Source organism: Rhizobium sp. CSW-27, from assembly GCF_018760785.1.
Taxonomy (GTDB): domain Bacteria; phylum Pseudomonadota; class Alphaproteobacteria; order Rhizobiales; family Rhizobiaceae; genus Neorhizobium.
This window is the reverse complement of the sequence record NZ_JAHHZO010000008.1, coordinates 251900-268564: the sequence shown is the minus strand read 5'-3', so window position 1 is coordinate 268564 and position 16665 is coordinate 251900. Positions and strand designations below refer to the sequence as shown.

The following is a 16665-nucleotide window of genomic DNA, read 5'->3' as shown; positions in this document are numbered from 1 at the left end:
ATCAGGCTACGCCTGACATCGCTCCCGGGCACTAACCCGGTCGAAAATAACGCGGGGTGGAGCAGCCCGGTAGCTCGTCAGGCTCATAACCTGAAGGCCGCAGGTTCAAATCCTGCCCCCGCAACCAATTCAAACATAAGTCGCTCGGCAAGCACCCGCCACGCAGAAATGCCGCGGGGTATTTGTGTTCATAATGCACGAACACAGCGCAACACATGCCGGCCCTCCGGTGCGCAACGGCAGGTCTGTCGGGCAAGGCAATCCCCTCACCACCAGACACCTGCCTCCCAAAACATTAAGCCTGATCTCGACCGGAGAGAAACGCAGGCTCATCCTGACGCACCGGACGCCCGCGAAACCTGCCCGGCACCTCATCCATCCACCCACAGCCGATAGCCGACACCCGGCTCCGTTCGAACAATCTGCGGACGCGTCGCGTCGCGCTCGATCTTTTGCCGAAGCTGGCCGCCCGGGAAGAAAGGCACGACATGCGCTTCAAGGCCGAAGGTGGGCGCGGGGTGGGGCATCCCGCCGCTTCCTGCGCACTTCGCGATGGAAATCAGAGCCGATCTGTCCTAGATCCGAAGGGCTTGCGCCGTGGAGGGCGTGAGATTGTGCCCAGGGGAGGTCTTGTTGTACATGGAAATGCGCGTGCGGGCGTCGGATATTCTGCCGGCGGATGAGGAGGCCCTGCTGGTCGGGCGTGTGTGGTCGCGGCAGGCGGATGGGCCTTGCGTGGTTCTTGTGCGCAAGGGGCAACTGCTGGACCTGAGCGTGCTCGCCCCGACCGTTTCGATGCTTCTGGAATTGCCGGATCTCGCCCGGCGGCTGCAGTCGACCGACTTTGCCGACCTCGGGCCGCTCGAAGCCTATCTCGACGGTTCGGCCGGCGAACTTCTGGCGCCGTGCGACCTGCAGGCCGTGAAGGCTGCGGGCGTGACCTTTGCCGACAGCATGCTCGAGCGGGTCATCGAGGAGCAGGCACGCGGCGATGCCTCGCGGGCCGAGGCGGTGCGCGCGAAGCTTGCTCCTGTGATCGGCGACAGCCTGCGCGGCGTCGTTGCCGGGTCCGAGCAGGCTGCCAGGGTGAAGGCGCTGCTGCAGGATATGGGCCTCTGGTCGCAATATCTCGAAGTGGGGATCGGTCCCGATGCGGAGATCTTTACCAAGGCACAGCCGATGTCATCGGTCGGCTGCGGCGCGCGGGTCGGCATCCATCCGATGTCGGAGTGGAACAATCCGGAGCCGGAAGTGGTGCTGGCCATCCGTTCCGACGGCGCCATCGTGGGCGCGGCACTTGGCAATGACGTCAATCTGCGTGATGTCGAGGGGCGCTCGGCCCTGCTGCTCGGCAAGGCCAAGGACAACAATGCCTCCTCCGCCATCGGCCCTTTCATTCGTCTGTTCGATGCCACATTCAGGCTGGCAGACCTCGAGGCAGCGACGGTTTCCTTGCGTGTCGAGGGGCGCGATGGCTTCGTGATGACCGGCGAAAGCGCGATGGCGGCGATCAGCCGCTCGCCGTCCGACCTTGCCCGCCAGCTTCTCAACAGGAACCACCAGTATCCCGATGGTGCCATGCTGTTTCTCGGCACCATGTTCGCCCCGGTCAAGGATCGGCGCGGCCCGGGCCAGGGCTTTACCCATGAACTGGGCGATCGGGTGGAGATCGCCACACCGACGCTCGGGCGCCTCATCAACTGGGTGGACCGCAGCGATGCCTGCCCTGAATGGCAGTTCGGCACCGGTGCCCTGATCCGGAATCTCGCGCGGCGCGGCCTTCTCGCCGGATGAGGCCTATTCCGGCACGGCTGGCAGCACGCGATCGCGTCGCTTCAGCTGCTGCTCGCGGAAGAAGATGAACAGGCCGGAGCCGACAATCAGTGTCGCGCCGATCACCATGGTCAGGCGCGGCACCTCGTCGAACAGCAGGAAGCCGAACACCACAGCCCAGATCAGCAGCGTATATTGCAACGGCGCGACGGTCGCGGCGTCCGAGGTCTTCAGCGCGCGGTTGACGAGGATATGCGCGCCCATCGCGACGATGCCGAGCAGGCAGAGCATCACCAGTGCGCCAGGACTGCCAAGCGGAGCCCAGTCGAAGGGTGCCATCGCCAGGCCGACCAGGCCTGCGCCGGAAATCTGGAAGAAGACCAGCACCTTGTCCGGCGTGTTACGCAGGCTTCGGCCGGAGAGCAGCATGAAGGCAAAGGCGCCGGTGCCCAGGATCGAGATCAGGGCGGGTGCGGTGAACATGGCGCTGGAGGGCTCGAGTGTGATGACGACACCGACGAAGCCGACGGCAATGGCGCTCCACCGCCGCCAGCCGACCTTCTCGCCGAGCAGCAGCGGCGACAGTGCCGCGACATAGATCGGTGCTGCCAGCCAGTAGGTCATCACGTCCGCGAGTGGCATGGACATCACGGCATAATAGAAGCAGAAGATTTCGAGCGTCGAGAAGAACACGCGTGCGGCCTGCAGCCGCGGTCGCTCCACCGTGCGAAGCGTGGTCCAGCCGTCCTTCCAGAGAAACGGGACAAGAATGACCACTGCCGCCACGCTGCGCAGCAGGATCACCTGGCCAAGGCCGTAGCTGGCGACCAGCCATTTGCCCATGGCATCGTTCAGGGCAAACATCAGCATGCCGAGCAGCATGAGGCCAGGGCCGCTGAGCAGCAGTCCACGGATGCCCGCAGGCGGGCCAATGCGCAAGGTCATGGCGGTCTCCGGATCTGGTCGGCCCCTTGCTCCTCTGCCGGGGCGGACGGGACAGGTGAAGGGACGGGCGGGCGCGGCAGCCGGTTCCATCGCCGGCAGGCATGCGGCGCGCCCGCGGCCTGACTAGCATGGAAAATCGACCCGCGGCTAGAGCCGATGCACGCGCGCCCCGCGCTTCCGCTTCCGTCCCGCAGTGTGGGTGAGGCAAGGCGTGTGTCGCAGCTCCAGCAGGTTTCGACCGCCTGTGGCCGCCGGCATGGAACCTTGCCCCTTCTGCCCACGTTGAACGCATCATCCCGAAACGATCAGGAACAGATCATGCTGAAATGGGCTCTTATCTTTTTCGTCATCTCGCTTATCTCCGGCTTCCTCGGCTTTTCCGGGGTCTCTGCCGCGACGGCGACCGTGGCGCGGGTTCTCTTCTTCATCGCTATCGTCGTCTTTCTCATCTTCCTCGTCCTGGCCTTCATGGCGGGCAGCGTGGTGCTCTGACAGGGGAACTGGCCGGGCTTCACGCCGGGAGAGCTGCGGGTTCCCCGTCTCGCGGCCGGATGACGCGAACGGGCGCGGGCCGGCAGAGGCCGTCTCTCCGCAATCCGGCTACCGAAACAAAAAAGCCCCGCCGGAGGCAGGGCAATCTGGGGGAAAACTCGACTCCTCCCGGAGCGAGCCTGTGTATTCAGCCAGACTTGCGCGCAATCGGCGAGGGCAGTTTGGCGGGAAACGGTACGATCTGTCGGAAAAAGGACAATAATCTTGTCCAAAGCGACGCGGATTCTGCTTGCAGCTGACGAATGTCAAGGTCGAGCCGCTGCGGCTATCGCTCCTTTACCGATTGCATGGCGACCGAGGTTGAGGTGCTGGCAACGTGCGGGAGGCTGGAAATCCTCTCTCCCAGCACTTCCCGATAGCGTCGGATGTTCTGGGTGCGCACCTTCAGCAGATAGTCGAAGCGCCCGGCGATCATGTGGCACTCCTCCACCTCCTTGATCTTGCGCACGGCGGCATTGAACTCGCTCAGCGCCTGCTCGCGCGTATCCGACAGCTTCACCTCGGCAAAGGCGACGTGATCCAGCCCGAGCTTGCGCGGGTTGATGACTGCCCGGAAGCCCAGGATGTAGCCGTCATCGATCAGCCGCCGCAGCCGCGCATTGCAGGGTGTCTTCGACAGACCGATCCGGCTGGCAAGCTCGGTCACCGAGATGCGGCCATTGTCGGCCACCGCATCGAGGATCTTCAGGTCGAAGGCGTCCAGATCCCCCAATCTATCGAATTCCATGGTTCATTTCTCCGTACTTGCTGTCTCATAATAGAGAATTTTCCCAATATTGGCCATGCATTTGGAACACGGGAAATCGGACTTCTGTCGTATGATCCGCTCATTCCCCGCGTCGTGAACGAGATCCCTGCGATGACCCTGCCAAGCGCCCCGTCCCCCGTTGCTCCGCCCGCCGCATCGGCACCCTTCGAGCGCTTTGCCCCGCCGGTCGGCGCGGCCACGCAGTTGCGTGCTGCCATCACCGCCGCCTGCCGCCGGCCGGAGCCGCAATGCCTTCAACCGCTGCTGTCGGCGGCGCGACTGGCGGACGGCGACAAGGCGGCGGTGCGGGAAACGGCGCGCCGGCTGGTCACGGCGCTTCGCCAGAAGCCGCGCGGCGGTGGTGTCGAGGGTCTGGTGCATGAATATGCGCTCTCCAGCCAGGAAGGTGTCGCGCTGATGTGCCTGGCCGAGGCGCTGCTGCGCATTCCCGATACCGCGACCCGCGATGCGCTGATCCGCGACAAGATTGCCGCCGGCGACTGGAAGTCGCATCTTGGCGGCGGTCGCTCGCTGTTCGTCAATGCGGCGACCTGGGGGCTGGTCGTCACCGGGCACCTCACGGCCACCGTCAATGACCGCAGCCTCGCCACGGCGCTGACACGGCTGATTGCCCGCTGCGGCGAGCCGGTGATCCGCCGTGGCGTCGATATGGCGATGCGCATGATGGGCGAGCAGTTCGTGACCGGCGAAACCATCGAGGAGGCGCTGAGCCGGGCCCGGCCGATGGAGGACAAGGGCTTTGGCTATTCCTACGATATGCTGGGTGAGGCAGCCACCACCATGGCGGATGCCGAACGCTATCACCGTGATTACGAAACCGCGATCCATGCGATCGGCCGCGCCGCCGCCGGTCGCGGCGTCTATGCGGGGCCGGGCATTTCCATCAAGCTTTCGGCGCTTCACCCGCGTTACAGCCGCGCGCAGGCAGCGCGGGTGATGACGGAACTCCTGCCGCGCGTCACGGCGCTGGCGCTGCTCGCCAAATCCTATGACATCGGCCTGAACATCGATGCGGAAGAGGCCGACCGGCTGGAACTGTCGCTCGATCTGCTCGAACATCTCGCGCTTGATCCGCAGCTGTCGGGCTGGAACGGCATCGGCTTCGTGGTGCAGGCCTATGGCAAGCGCTGCCCCTTCGTGCTCGACTTCATCATCGATCTGGCCCGCCGCTCCGGCCATCGGCTGATGGTGCGCCTTGTGAAGGGGGCCTATTGGGATGCGGAAATCAAGCGGGCCCAGCTTGAAGGGCTCGAGGATTTTCCGGTCTTCACCCGCAAGGTCCATACGGATGTGTCCTACATCGCCTGTGCCCGCAAGCTGCTGGCCGCCCGCGATGTGATCTTCCCGCAATTTGCCACCCACAATGCGCAGACGCTGGCCACCATTCACTATCTGGCCGGTCCGGATTTCACACTCGGCTCCTACGAATTCCAGTGCCTGCACGGCATGGGAGAGCCGCTCTATGAAGAGGTGGTGGGGCGTGCGAAACTGAATCGTCCCTGCCGAATCTATGCGCCGGTCGGGACGCACGAGACGCTGCTTGCCTATCTGGTGCGTCGCCTGCTGGAAAACGGGGCGAATTCCTCCTTCGTCAACCGCATCGGCGATGCCACCGTTCCGGTCGAGGATCTCGTGGCCGATCCCGTCGATGTGGTGGAGGCCATGGCCTTTCCCGGCGCGCCGCATGATCGCATCGAACTTCCGAGGAACCTGTTTGGTGCAGCACGTCGCAATTCGGCCGGCCTCGATCTTGCCAGCGAATCCGTGCTTGCGGATCTCTCAAGGGCGCTGGTGGCGAGTGCTGCGACTGACTGGCAGGCGGTTCCGCTGGTGGTCGCCGGCGGTCCGGCTGGCGACAGCCAGCCGGTGCTCAATCCGGCTGACCATGGCGATCGCGTCGGCATCGTGACGCCGGCCACCGAGGAGATGGCACATCAGGCCGTTCAGGCTGCCGCCTTGCAGGGCATGGCCTGGGGAGGCGTGGCGCCTGCCGAGCGTGCTGCCTGCCTCGAACGGGCGGCGGATCTTCTGGAAGGCCGGATGTCGCATCTTCTCGGGCTTATCATGCGCGAGGCGGGAAAATCCGCAGCCAATGCGGTGGCCGAGGTGCGCGAGGCGGTCGATTTCCTGCGCTATTATGCCGAACAGGCGCGCCGCACGCTGGGTCCGGTGCACCGGCCGCTCGGCCCCGTCACCTGCATCAGCCCGTGGAATTTTCCGCTGGCGATCTTCACCGGCCAGGTGGCTGCTGCCCTTGTCGCCGGCAATCCGGTGCTGGCCAAGCCCGCCGAAGAGACGCCGCTGATTGCCGCCGAGGCGGTGCGCATCCTGCATGCGGCGGGCGTGCCGGTTGCTGCGCTCCAGCTGCTGCCCGGCGACGGACGGATCGGCGCGGCGCTGGTTTCGGCACCGCAGACCTCCGCCGTGATGTTCACCGGTTCGACCGAGGTTGCCCGACTCATTCAGGCCAGACTTGCCGAACGGCTGCTGCCATCGGGCAAGCCCGTACCGCTGATTGCCGAAACGGGCGGCCAGAACGCCATGATCGTCGATTCCTCGGCGCTCGCCGAACAGGTGGTCGGCGATGTGATCGCCTCTGCCTTCGACAGCGCGGGCCAGCGCTGCTCGGCCTTGCGCATTCTCTGCCTGCAGGAAGAGGTGGCGGACCGGGTGCTGACCATGCTGAAGGGTGCGCTGCAGGAACTGTCGATCGGCCGCACCGACCGGTTGAGCACGGATATCGGCCCGGTCATCACCGCGGAAGCCAGGAATATCATTGAGGCGCATGTCGCGCGGATGCGCCAGCTCGGCTATCCGGTGCATCGCACCGCGCTTTCCGGGGAGACGGATGCCGGCACCTTCGTCGCCCCGACCATCATCGAGATCGACTCGCTGCAGGCGCTGCAGCGCGAGGTCTTCGGCCCCGTGCTGCACGTCATTCGCTATCGTCGTGCAGGTCTCGACCGGCTGATCGAGGAGATCAACGCCACCGGCTATGGCCTCACCTTCGGCCTGCACACGCGTCTCGACGAAACGATTGTGCATGTCATGAGCCGGGTAAGAGCCGGCAACCGCTACGTGAACCGCAATGTCATCGGCGCCGTGGTCGGGGTCCAGCCCTTTGGCGGACGCGGGCTGTCGGGCACCGGACCGAAGGCGGGCGGGCCGCTTTATCTCGGTCGGCTGGTGGAGGTGGCACCGGAGCCGCCGCAGACGAGTTCGGTGCATCTTGATCCGGCCCTTTCCGCCCTGGCCCGCTGGCTTGAGGATCGCCAGCAGACGTCGCAGGCCGAGCTTGCCCGCACCATCGGCGGCCACTCGGCGCTTGGCCTCGAACGGGTCCTGCCGGGTCCGGTCGGCGAGAAGAACCTTTATGCCCTGCACGCGCGCGGTCGCATTCTGCTGGTGCCGCAGAGCGAGGCGGGGCTGATGACGCAGCTGGCCTGCGTGCTCGCCACCGGCAATGCCGCGGTCATCGATGCGGCGGGCAGCGGCCTTGCGGACCTTTCCTCGCTTCCCGCAGCCGTCGCCGCGCGCATCAGCCTGACCGCCGACTGGGCCGCGGATGCGCCCTTTGCCGGAGCCTTGATCGAGGGAGAGGCCCGGCAGGTGCGGCAGGCGATGGCGCGAATCGCCGCCCTGCCGGGGCCGCTGGTGCTTGCCCAGGCTGCCGACACCGGGGCGATGGGCCGGCCGGATGCCTATTGCCTGCACTGGCTGCTTGAGGAAGTGTCCACCTCGATCAACACTGCGGCTGCCGGTGGCAATGCCAGCCTGATGGCGATCGGTTGAACCCTGAGGGTCAGGACCCGATCGGGATGCCGGGCTGCGCCCTTGCCAGCCGGCCCTGCTTTCCTATGATGCGCGCCGCCGACCACCGGGGTCGGCGGGATCGGGGAGGCTTTAGTTTGGTCGCAGGGCTATGTCGTCGCGGGTCGGGGTTTCTGGCACCGGTCCTGTTCCTGGCGCATCCGGCAGTGTCGTTTTCAGCAGACTGGCAGCCGGTGGAACAGGTGAAGACCTATGCCATCAGTGGCCAGACCGGCGCCCAGCTTTACGAATCGATCGGGGCGCGGGCGCCGAAGGCGGGCGGTGGGCTTGCCATTGCCCATACCGGCTTCAAGCTGACCTGGACGCGCACCTACGAGGTTCAGGGCAGTGCCTGCGTCATTACCGTCGCGCGGCCCAAGGTCATCATCACCTATACGCTGCCACGGCCGGACAACCGGCTTTCGCCGGCGGTCGCCGCCAGCTGGTCGCGTTTCATTGCCGGCGTCGAGGCGCATGAGCGGGTGCATGGCGGTTTCATCAAGGAGCTTGTCCAGCAGATCCAGGATGCCAGCCTTGGTCTGCGGGTGGAGAACGATCCGGCCTGCCAGAAGATCCGCCAGCAGCTGACGGCAAGGCTCGGCGCGCTTTCGAAGGCAGAGCGGGCGAAGAATGTCGAATTCGACCGGGTGGAGCTCAGCCCCGGCGGCAATGTGCACCAGCTGATCCTGGCGCTGGTCAACGGTCCCTGACGATCCGGGAAACCAGCACGTCCCGCAAGCAAGCGAAAGGCCCGCCATCGGCTGATGACGGGCCTTTCGAATGAGACCTCGCGGCCTCTTTCCCTGGGAGGAAACCTATTCTGCCGGCTGCAGCGAGCCTGCGACGGCGGGTTCCGCCGGCAGGCGGCCGGCCAGTGCTTCGGCAAGCTTTGCCTGGTCCAGTTCGTTCTCCCAGCGGGCAACGACGACAGTGGCAACTGCATTGCCGACGAAATTGGTCAGCGCGCGGCACTCCGACATGAAGCGGTCGATGCCGAGGATCAGCGCCATGCCGGCAACCGGAACCGAGGGAACGACCGAAAGCGTGGCAGCCAGCGTGATGAAGCCCGCGCCGGTGATGCCGGCGGCACCCTTGGAACTCAGCATGGCCACCAGCAGCAGCAGGATCTGGTCGCCGAGCGACAGCTGGATGTCGGTTGCCTGGGCGATGAACAGGGCGGCCAGCGTCATGTAGATGTTGGTGCCATCCAGATTGAAGGAATAGCCGGTCGGAATGACGAGGCCGACGACCGAGCGCTTGCAGCCGGCCCGTTCCATTTTCTGCATCAGGCCGGGCAGGGCCGCTTCCGAGGAGGAGGTGCCGAGAACCAGCAGCAGTTCCTCCTTGATGTAGCGGATCAGCGCCATGATCGAGAAGCCGTTGTAGCGGGCGACAGCTCCCAGCACCACGAAGACGAAGAGCAGCGAGGTGATGTAGAAGGTGCCGATCAGCATCGCGAGGTTGGCGATCGAGCCGATGCCGTATTTGCCGATGGTAAAGGCCATGGCACCGAAGGCGCCGATCGGAGCGGCCTTCATCAGGATGGCGACCAGCTTGAAGATCGGGGCGGTGACGGCGTTCAGGAAATCGGTGACCGGCTTGCCGCGATCGCCGACCATGGCGAGCGAAATGCCGAACAGTACCGAGAAGAACAGCACCTGCAGGATGTCGCCTTCCGCGAAGGCGCCGACGATGGTCGTCGGGATGATGTTCATCAGGAAGCCGGTGATCGAACTCTCATGCGCCTTGGTGGCATAGGTCGAAACGGCCTTGGCATCGAGCGAGGCCGGATCGATATGCATGCCGGAGCCCGGCTGCACCACATTGGCGACCAGCATGCCGACGGCCAGCGCCAGCGTCGAGAAGGTCAGGAAGTAGATCATCGCCTTGCCGGCGACGCGGCCGACCTTCTTCAGGTCCGACATCCCGGCAATGCCGGTGGCCACCGTCAGGAAGATCACCGGGGCGATGATCATCTTGACGAGGCGAATGAAGGCGTCACCGAGCGGCTTCAGCGAGGCGCCGACGTCCGGATAGAAGTGACCGAGCAGGATGCCGGCGGCAATCGCCACAAGAACCTGCACGTAAAGCTGCCGATAAAGGGGAATCTTGCCGCGCGGCGTCGCGGCATCCATATGAATGTCCATGCTACGGATCCTCCATCGCGCCCCAACCATACGGCTCTCCCGGGGCGGTTTTTGACGATGGGCTGCATCTAGCAAGGTGCGTGCCAGTCGCCGGACGCGGTTCGGAGGATTGAAAAGTCACACTTTTTTTGTGTGCGCCCATCCTCGTGCGATGAAAATGTGCGAATTATCGCACAGATCCTTGTTGCATTCAGGGCGAAAATCCGCACATGGTTTGGCATGAACAGCGCACTGGAAACGATGAGGCGGGGCTCGGGATCCGCCCGATGGCTGCGCAGCCCCTGGCTGGCCTTCGCCGTGGGAGCCTGCCTGCTGCTCGGCCTGTCGCTGGTGGTGGCGCGCGCCTATGCGACCCGCAGCGTTCTGGCAGACCTGACGCAGCAGGGGCGCGTGGATGCCGGCCTGAAGGTGGCGCTGCTGCGTGCCGTGATGGAGCGGCCCCGGTCGCTTCCGCTGATCCTGGCGCGCGACCGCGACGTGACGGAAGCGCTGCGTGATCCCGAGCCCGGTCGCCTGGATGCGCTCAATCGCAAGCTGGAGGATCTGGTGGTCGGCACCAATGCCTCCGTTCTCTACGTGCTGGATCGCACCGGTGTGGCCATCGCTTCCAGCAACTGGCGCGATCCGACCAGTTTCGTCGGCAGCGATTACGGGTTTCGCGCCTATTTCTCCCGTGCGGTGGCCGAAGGCCGGGCGGAACATTTCGCGCTCGGCAATGTCAGCCGTCGGCCTGGTCTTTACATTTCCCACCGCGTCGGGCCGGCCGGCAATCCGCTCGGCGTGGTGGTGGTCAAGGCGGAATTCGACCAGCTGGAAAGCGACTGGCTGGGCGCCGGCAGGCCGACCTTCGTGACCGATCGCAACGAGGTGGTGCTGATCACCAGCATCCCCTCCTGGCGGTTCATGACGCTCGGCCCGCTCCAGCTGCCGCTGCGCGATCGCATCCGCGCCAGCCTGCAGTTTGGCGAGGCGCCGCTTCTGCCGCTGCCGACCACGATGGCACGCACACTGGCAGCTGACGCCCGCCTGCTGGATGCCATTCTGCCTGGACAGGGGCAGGGCCGCTACATCGAGATGGATCTTCCGGTCCCCTCGACCGACTGGCAGCTGCATTATCTGCTGCCCGTCGAGCCGGCGCTCGCGGCGGGCCTGCGTCAGGCGGAATTTGCCGCGCTTCTTGCCTTCATTCCGCTTCTGGGTCTGGTCGCGCTGTGGATCTGGCGCCGTGAGACCACCCTGGCCCGCATCGCGGCAGAGCAGTCAGCACGGCTTGAACTGGAGCGGCGGGTGGCAGAGCGCACGCTCGATCTCACCCAGGCCCGCGACCGGCTGCAGGCGGAAATCGCCGATCACAAGACGACGGAAGCCCGCCTGCAGGGCGTGCAGCAGCAACTGGTGCAGGCCAACCGGCTGGCAATCCTCGGCCAGGTGGCGGCCGGCGTGGCGCACGAGATCAACCAGCCGGTCGCCACCATCCGCGCCTATGCCGACAATGCCCGCATCTTTCTCGCCCGCAGCCAGACCGGGGCCGCCGAGGACAATCTGCGCGAGATTGCCGGGCTGACCGAGCGGATCGGCGCGATCACCGACAATCTGAAGGCCCTGGCGCGGCGCGGCAGGGCCGCTGCGGCGCCGGTTGCCCTGCAGGAGGTGATCAGCGGTGCCGTGATGCTTCTGAAGAGCCGTTTCGCCGGCCGGATGGAGGCGCTGGCAATCACCCTGCCATCGCCGGAGATCGCGGTGATGGGAAGCCGGCTAAGGCTGGAACAGGTGATGATCAACCTGCTGCAGAACGCACTGGAGGCAATCGACGAACAGCCGGACGGGCAGGTGCGCGTCGCTGCCAACGCCGATGAGGAGACGGTGCGCATCACCGTGGAGGACAATGGTCCGGGCATTCCGCCGGAGATCCTCGATCAGCTGTTCTCCCCCTTCAACAGCTCCAAGGAGGCGGGCCTCGGCCTCGGCCTCGTCATCGCCAGGGACATTGTCAGCGATTATGCCGGCCAGATCAGCGTTGACAGCGTGCCCGGCGCCACCCGTTTTACCGTGGAACTGAAGAGAGCCCGGCCATGACCTCATCCGTGCCCGTCATCCTCATCGACGACGACCGGGACCTTCTGAAGGCGACCGCGCAGACGCTGGATCTGGCGGGCTTTGCCGTTCGCCCCTTTGCCGCGCCGCTGGAGGCCCTGCAGACCATCGACCGGAATTTTCCGGGCGTCGTGGTGTCCGATATCCGCATGCCGCGGCTGGATGGGCTGGAGCTTCTGGCACGAATCCGCGCCATCGATGCGGATCTGCCGGTCATTCTCGTCACCGGCCATGGCGATATCCCGATGGCGGTCGGCGCCATTCAGGACGGGGCCTATGATTTCATCGCAAAGCCCTTCGCCGCCGACAGGCTGGTGCAGTGCGTGGCGCGCGCCGGCGAGAAACGCAACCTCGTTCTCGATAATCGCCGGCTGCGCGAGGCGCAGTCGAGCGAGGAGGAAGGCCTGCCACTGATCGGCCAGGCGCCGGTGATGCAGCGGCTGCGCCATACGCTGCGCCAGATCGCCGATACCGATGTCGACGTGCTGCTGACCGGCGAGACCGGTACCGGCAAGGAGGTGGTGGCAAGCCTGCTGCATCGCTGGAGCCGCCGCGCCAGGGGCCATTTCGTGGCGTTGAACTGCGGCGCGCTGCCGGAACAGATCATGGAAAGCGAACTGTTCGGCCATGAGCAGGGCGCCTTCACCGGTGCACAGAAGCGGCGCATCGGCCGCATCGAGCATTCGAGCGGCGGCACGCTGTTTCTCGATGAGATCGAAAGCATGCCGTCCGGCACGCAGGTTCAGATGCTGCGCGTGCTGGAAATGCGTGAGGTGACGCCGCTCGGCACCAACGAGGTGCGTCCGGTGGACATTCGCGTCGTCGCTGCCGCCAAGGTCGATCTCGGCGATCCGGCCGAGCGGCGGGATTTTCGCGAGGACCTTTACTATCGCCTGAATGTCGTCTCGCTGTTCATTCCGCCGCTGCGCGAGCGGCGCGAGGATGTGCCGCTCCTGTTCCGCTATTTCGCCCAGCGCGCCGCCAGTCGCTTCGGCCGCGCCGTCCCCGAACTGACGGCCGCAGTCAACCGGCATCTGGCCACGCATGACTGGCCGGGCAATGTGCGCGAACTCGGCCATTTCGCCGAACGCTTCGTGCTGGGTCTTGAGCCGGCTCATGAGGATGAAGCGCCCTTGCCCTCCGCTCCGTCCATGCCGCAGGCCGGAACCCTGCCGGATCGGCTGGCAAGGCTGGAGGCGGAAATCATCCGCCAGACGCTGAGGGAACATGGCGGCGATGTGCGCCGCAGCATCGAGGCGCTCGGCATTCCCCGCAAGACCTTTTACGACAAGCTGCAGCGCCACGGCATCGTGCGCGGCGCCTTTGCCGAGCGCGACGAGGCATAAGGGACAGGGCAAGGAACCCGTATACGACCGGGACGTGCCCGACTGGCGAGCGTCGGTGCAGGCTGTTAGTCGCCGATCAGCTGGCGGATCCGGTTGGCCAGTGCATCCATCGCAAAGGGCTTGGTCATCACATGCATGCCGGGCTCCAGATTGTTCTGGTTGAGCATCGCGTTTTCGGCATAGCCGGTGATGAACAGGATCTTCAGGCCGGGGCGCAGCGTGCGGGCGGCATCGGCCAGCTGCCGGCCGTTGATTCCGTTCGGCAGGCCGACATCCGTCACCATCAGGTCGATGCGCTTCTCCGATTCCAGATGCGGCAGCGCCTCGGCGGCCTCGCCGGCCTCCAGCGCCCGGTAGCCGAGTTCCTCGAGCACTTCCGTGATGAGGACGCGCACCAGCGGTTCGTCATCCACCACCAGCACGGTTTCCCCGGCGCCCTTGGCGAAGGAAACCTTTTCCGGGGCTGCCGGCGCATCCGCGGCAGGGGCGCTGGTTCCGTGGCGGGGCAGGTAGATGAAGACCTCGGTGCCCTGACCGGGCTGGGTGACGATCAGCGCATGGCCACCCGACTGGCGGGCAAAGCCGTAGATCATCGACAGGCCGAGCCCGGTGCCCTGGCCGATCGGCTTGGTGGTGAAGAAGGGATCGAAGGCACGGCTCGCTACATCCGGGGTCATGCCGGTGCCGTTGTCGCTGACCGACAGGACCACATAGTCACCGGGTTTCAGGTTCCGCTCGGCGGCCGCCTGTCCGGAAAGCTGCTGATTGGCGGTGCGGATCACCAGCCTGCCTCCGCCCACCATCGCATCGCGCGCATTGATGCTGAGATTCAGCAGCGCGTTTTCCAGCTGTCCCGGATCGACCAGCGTGTGCCACAGATCCGCCTGCAGCCTCGTTTCCACGGAGATTTCCGGCCCGACGGAGCGGCGGATCAGCTCCTCCATGCTGCTGACCAGCGCATTGGGGTCGGTCGGGCGCGGGTCGAGCGTCTGGCGGCGGGAAAAGGCAAGCAGCCGGTGCGTGAGGGCGGCGGCACGCTTGGTCGCCCCCTGCGCGGCGCCCACATATTTCTCCGCATCCGAGATGCGCCCCTGTGTCAGCCGCAGGAGGATCAGTTCCAGGCTGCCGCTGATGCCGGCGAGAATATTGTTGAAATCATGCGCCAGCCCGCCGGTCAGCTGGCCGACGGCTTCCATCTTCTGCGCCTGGCGAAGCGCCTCCTCCGAGGCCGCCAGGGCCGTGGCCGCCTCCTTTTCCGCCGTCACGTCGCGGCCGCTGCCATAGATCAGATCGCCTTCCGCCCCCGCGACCCACGAAATCCAGCGATGGCTGCCGTCCTTGTGCCGATAGCGGTTCTCGAAGGGCGGGAAATGTCCCGTCAGATTGACTGCGAAGGTCTTGCGGGTGGCTTCGTGGTCCTCGGGAATGATGAAATCGAAGATGTGACGGCCGATTACCTCGTCCTGCGACCAGCCGAGCAAGGTCTTCACGGCGGGATTGACCGAATGGAAGGTGCCCTGCCGGTCCAGAACGACGCTGAGATCCTGCGTATTGCGCCAGATGCGGTCGCGTTCGCGCGTGCGCTGCTCCACCTCGGCTTCCAGCGAGCTTGCCAGCGTCTGCAACGCATGTTCCGCCCGCACGCGCTCGATGGCGGTGTGGGCGCGCGAGGCCACTTCGCGGATGAAATCGGTGTCTTCGCCTGACCAATGGCGCACGGTGGCCGAATTGACGAAGAAGACGGCGACGATGCGGCCCTTCTCGACGATGCCGACATTGACCAGCGCCCGCGCACTGCGGCTCAGCAGATGCTCGATGGCCGGCTGAACGCGCGGGTCCTCCAGCACGTCGTTGACGACGGCGATCCGGTCGTTCAGCACATCCTGCACTAATCCCGGCAAAAGGCGCAGGTTCAGCTTTTCCCGCACATCGGTAATGCCCGCGGCATTCCAGGCCTTGACGATGGTGAAGGATGCCAGCGCTTCATCGACCGTTCCGTAGCCCGCCCGGCTGGCCTCCAGCGTTTCGCCGATGATGCGCGCGGCCGCCAGCGCGATTTCCTCGGCATCCCACAGCGACTGGATCTCGCGTGTCAGGCGGATCAGCGCCTCGCGCCGGGCATCGGCGCGCCGGCGTTCCGTCACGTCGCTGGCGGCGCCGAACCATTCGACGATCTCGCCATTGCCATCGGCCACCGGCACGGCGCGCGACAGCACCCAGCCGACCGAGCCGTCGGCCTTGCGGATGCGGTGCTCCATCTGGAACGGGCGGCGCGTGCGAATGGCGCGGGCAATCGCCGCGCCGATCTCCGGCCGATCTTCCGGCAGCAGATATTCCTCGGTCCAGCGGGCGCTGGGGCGATAGAGGTTGGCGAGGAAACCGCGCCCGTCCAGCTGGCGCATCTCCACCCAGTCGGCGCTCAGCCGGTAGACCGCATCGGAGGTGGCAAGCGTCAACGCCCGGAAGCGGTTTTCGCTTTCGCGCAGCCGCCGCTCGGCAATCACGTTCTGCGTGGTCTCCACGACAATGGCGATGACGCCGGCGGGCTTGCCGTTCTCGTCGAGCACCGGGGAATAGTCGAGATTCATCCACACCGGTTCCGGCCGGCCGTTGCGGATCAGCGTCAGTTCCTGATCGCGATAGGCGAGCGTGCCGCCCGACAGCCCGACCCGCATGACATTGTCGTTGAAATCGGCGACCTCCGCCCAGCCCTCGCGCACCTTGGAGCCGAGGAGCTGCGGATGCCGGTTGCCGGCAAACACCGAATAGGCGTCGTTATAGATCATCACCCCGTCTTCGCCCCATAGCAGGACGATCGGCACCGGGGAGAGAAGCAGCATGCCGGTGACGGATTTCAGGCTCTGCGGCCATTGTTCGATCGGCCCGAGACTGGTCGAGGCCCAGTCGAAGGCGCGGATCAACTCGCCCAGCTGACCACCACCGGTCGGAAAGGAAAGTCCGCTGCCCGCCATGCCATCAGCTGCCATGAATCACCTGGTTCCGCCCCCGGGACCGTGGACCCATGTCCCGTTCCGCCCCTCATTCGTTTCCTCCGGCACGTCCCCACCCCGTCAGGGATGCATCGGAAGATGTCTCAGCTGCAGTATCTTTCGCGGAAACCGTGCAGGTCAATGGGGTTGCGCGCCGCTGCGGCAAATGCGCGTCCTGTCGCGATGCCGCCGGAAACGGGCGCGCGGCCCGAATCCGGTCCGGATCCGGCATGTCGCCC

Annotated in this window: 10 protein-coding genes, 1 tRNA gene and 1 pseudogene; 7 read left to right on the top strand and 5 right to left on the bottom strand. The window is 65.6% G+C overall.

Translation table 11 applies throughout. The annotated features are described in order from the left end of the window. The first annotated feature begins 50 nt into the window (after nucleotides 1-50). Nucleotides 51-127: transfer RNA gene (locus KLP42_RS17115), tRNA-Met, on the top strand. A gap of 244 nt (nucleotides 128-371) precedes the next feature. Here KLP42_RS17115 and KLP42_RS27280 read toward each other — a convergent pair. Beyond that, nucleotides 372-467, bottom strand: a pseudogene (locus tag KLP42_RS27280) (DNA-binding response regulator); the annotation flags it as partial. A gap of 172 nt (nucleotides 468-639) precedes the next feature. Between KLP42_RS27280 and KLP42_RS17105 the strand changes: the two are divergent. Continuing rightward, nucleotides 640-1794 (top strand): fumarylacetoacetate hydrolase family protein, encoded by a 1155-nt coding sequence (locus KLP42_RS17105; RefSeq protein ID WP_252193066.1) that lies wholly within the window; start codon nucleotides 640-642, stop codon nucleotides 1792-1794. Nucleotides 1795-1797: 3 nt separating this feature from the next. On the opposite strand, the gene KLP42_RS17100 is transcribed toward KLP42_RS17105, so the two are convergent. After that, nucleotides 1798-2718: a DMT family transporter gene (locus KLP42_RS17100; RefSeq protein ID WP_252193055.1), complete on the bottom strand. Its 921-nt coding sequence runs from the start codon at nucleotides 2716-2718 to the stop codon at nucleotides 1798-1800. Between the two features lie 318 nt (nucleotides 2719-3036). On the opposite strand from KLP42_RS17100, the gene KLP42_RS17095 reads away from it, so the two are divergent. Next, nucleotides 3037-3210, top strand: coding sequence for a DUF1328 domain-containing protein (locus KLP42_RS17095; RefSeq protein ID WP_215568155.1), 174 nt, complete (start codon nucleotides 3037-3039; stop codon nucleotides 3208-3210). Nucleotides 3211-3535: 325 nt separating this feature from the next. Here KLP42_RS17095 and KLP42_RS17090 read toward each other — a convergent pair whose 3' ends face one another. After that, nucleotides 3536-3997, bottom strand: coding sequence for an Lrp/AsnC family transcriptional regulator (locus tag KLP42_RS17090; protein ID WP_215568154.1), 462 nt, complete (start codon nucleotides 3995-3997; stop codon nucleotides 3536-3538). 132 nt (nucleotides 3998-4129) lie between these two features. On the opposite strand from KLP42_RS17090, the gene putA reads away from it, so the two are divergent. Next, entirely contained in the window at nucleotides 4130-7831 is a 3702-nt protein-coding gene (gene putA, locus KLP42_RS17085) for a trifunctional transcriptional regulator/proline dehydrogenase/L-glutamate gamma-semialdehyde dehydrogenase (RefSeq protein ID WP_215568153.1), read from the top strand. A gap of 185 nt (nucleotides 7832-8016) precedes the next feature. Further along, nucleotides 8017-8559, top strand: a complete 543-nt coding sequence (locus KLP42_RS17080) for a DUF922 domain-containing Zn-dependent protease (RefSeq protein ID WP_353844887.1) — start codon at nucleotides 8017-8019, stop codon at nucleotides 8557-8559. Between the two features lie 105 nt (nucleotides 8560-8664). On the opposite strand, the gene KLP42_RS17075 is transcribed toward KLP42_RS17080, so the two are convergent. After that, complete coding sequence (locus tag KLP42_RS17075; protein ID WP_215568152.1) at nucleotides 8665-9996, bottom strand: dicarboxylate/amino acid:cation symporter; 1332 nt, start codon at nucleotides 9994-9996, stop codon at nucleotides 8665-8667. A gap of 219 nt (nucleotides 9997-10215) precedes the next feature. Between KLP42_RS17075 and KLP42_RS17070 the strand changes: the two genes are divergently transcribed. Then, complete coding sequence (locus tag KLP42_RS17070; RefSeq protein WP_215568151.1) at nucleotides 10216-12072, top strand: sensor histidine kinase; 1857 nt, start codon at nucleotides 10216-10218, stop codon at nucleotides 12070-12072. Beyond that, entirely contained in the window at nucleotides 12069-13436 is a 1368-nt protein-coding gene (locus KLP42_RS17065) for a sigma-54-dependent transcriptional regulator (RefSeq protein WP_215568150.1), read from the top strand. The genes KLP42_RS17070 and KLP42_RS17065 overlap by 4 nt, the downstream gene beginning before the upstream one ends. A 65-nt stretch (nucleotides 13437-13501) precedes the next feature. On the opposite strand, the gene KLP42_RS17060 is transcribed toward KLP42_RS17065, so the two are convergent. After that, on the bottom strand, nucleotides 13502-16423 hold the full coding sequence (locus KLP42_RS17060) for a PAS domain S-box protein (protein WP_215568149.1): 2922 nt from the start codon (nucleotides 16421-16423) through the stop codon (nucleotides 13502-13504). Nucleotides 16424-16665: the final 242 nt, after the last annotated feature.